The sequence below is a fragment of the Sutterella sp. genome (assembly GCF_030539355.1).
In the GTDB taxonomy this organism is placed as follows: domain Bacteria; phylum Pseudomonadota; class Gammaproteobacteria; order Burkholderiales; family Burkholderiaceae_F; genus Sutterella.
On record NZ_JAUNSF010000198.1, the window covers coordinates 1 to 1728 of the forward strand.

General features: G+C 67.1%; 2 protein-coding genes. Both read right to left on the reverse strand.

Features of this window, described 5'->3' with window-relative positions; all coding sequences use genetic code 11:
* A partial coding sequence (locus tag Q4F91_RS13485; protein WP_303338249.1) for a DUF6282 family protein occupies positions 1–768 on the reverse strand: 768 nt, incomplete at its 3' end.
* 127 nt (positions 769–895) lie between these two features.
* The coding region (locus tag Q4F91_RS13490; RefSeq protein ID WP_303338250.1) for an aldo/keto reductase at positions 896–1728 on the reverse strand (833 nt) is incomplete at its 5' end.

Genomic DNA, 1728 nt, shown 5'->3' on the forward strand with positions numbered 1-1728 from the left:
GATGAAGGTCCGCTCCGGCGCGAGCGCGGCCATCGCGGCGAACTCATCGCCCTTCTGCCGCTCGAAGCCCGGGAGCCCCGTTCCCGGTCCCCAGAGGAGCGCGAGCGCGGAGAGCTCGAGCCAGGCGCCCGCCTCGAGGAGTGCCTTCATCTGCGGGAGCGTCCTGCGCCAGACCGAGGAGTTGACGTGGGTCGCGACGAACTTCGCGACGCCGAGCTCACGCGCCCGTCGCGCGAGGATAAGCGTCTCGTCGGGCGACGAGTGACCGGAGGCGAAGATCACTTGCGATTCGGCGCAGAACCGCATCACCTCCTCGACCTCCGGCAGCACCCGGCCGCGGTCGTCGAGCACCGGGATCGCCCGGCGTCCCGAATGGGGCGAAATGCCTGCCCCGGCGGTATAGAGCGCGTCAAGCGTCGGCATCCACACCGACCGACAGCGGCTGCCGGTGGTCATGAGCGCGAAGCGGACGGCCTCGGGATTCACACGCTCGCCCACGCAGCAGTTCATCACGACGCCGCCCGCGACCTCGATGCCGGGAACCTCCGCCCCGATGAGAAACGCCCGGTCGTGCGTCGCGAAGTCGTTGCCCTTGAAGAGGACGCCGAGCATGCCGGCGGCCCGGGCGTCCCGCGCGACCTCGGTTTCAGTGAGAAGCCTCGCCTTCGAGTCCGGCGCGGCATGGATGTGAATGTCGGAGACACCGGCGAGACGCGCGCGGTCGGCGTCCGAGAGCTCCTCGAAAAGATTGCCTGTGGATTCAGTCATTTCAGCGGCAACTCATGCAATTCAGGCCGATTGATGCGGAAAGAACGTCGGGCGGCGGATTCCTCGGAAAACCGCCGCCCGTCTGACCTCAGAGAAGCACTTTGCCTTTACCTGAGCGAGTATTCACTCACTTGTCGATCTGGCTCTCGGTGAAGGGGTCAGCCCGGTGGCCGACGAGTTTGATAGTCGCATAGGCGGCCTCGAACTCGTCGAGTTCGTCGAGCGTGAAGGTCACCTTCTCGGCGCCGAGGAAGTCGTCGAGGTGCGCCGGGTTCGTCGTGCCGGGGATCGGGGCGATGTAGGTGCGCTGGGCGAGAAGCCAGGCGAGCGCGAACTGGCTCATCGTGCAGTTCTTTCTCTCGGCCCACTGGCGCAGGAGGTGCGGCAGAGCCATGTTCTTCCTGAGCGCCTCGGGCTGGAACTGCGGCAGGTTCGCGAGACGTCCCTTGGTGAAGCGGCTCTGCGCCGTGATCGCGCCGGTGAGGAGCCCTCGTCCGAGCGGGCAGTACGGCACGAAGCCGACGCCGATGTCGTCGAGCGTGGGGAAGATCTTCTTCTCGGGCTCGCGCCAGAGAAGCGAGTACTCACTCTGCACGGCCGCGAGCGGCAGCACCGCGTGCGCCCGGCGGATCGTGCGGGCGCTCGCCTCGGAGAGGCCCCAGTGAAGAACCTTGCCTTCCTGCACGAGATCCCTGACGGTGCCTGCCACGTCCTCGATCGGCACCTGCGGATCGACGCGGTGCTGATAGAGCAGGTCGATGTGATCGGTGCGCAGACGCCTGAGCGACCCCTCGACCGCGCGGCGGATGTGATCCGGACGGCTGTTCAAGGCCGTGGGCTTTCCTTCCTCGACGCCGAAGCCGAACTTCGTCGCGATCTGGACCTGGTCGCGCACGGGCTCGAGCGCCTCGCCGACCCATTCCTCGCTCGTGTAGGGGCCGTACACCTCGGCCGTGTCGA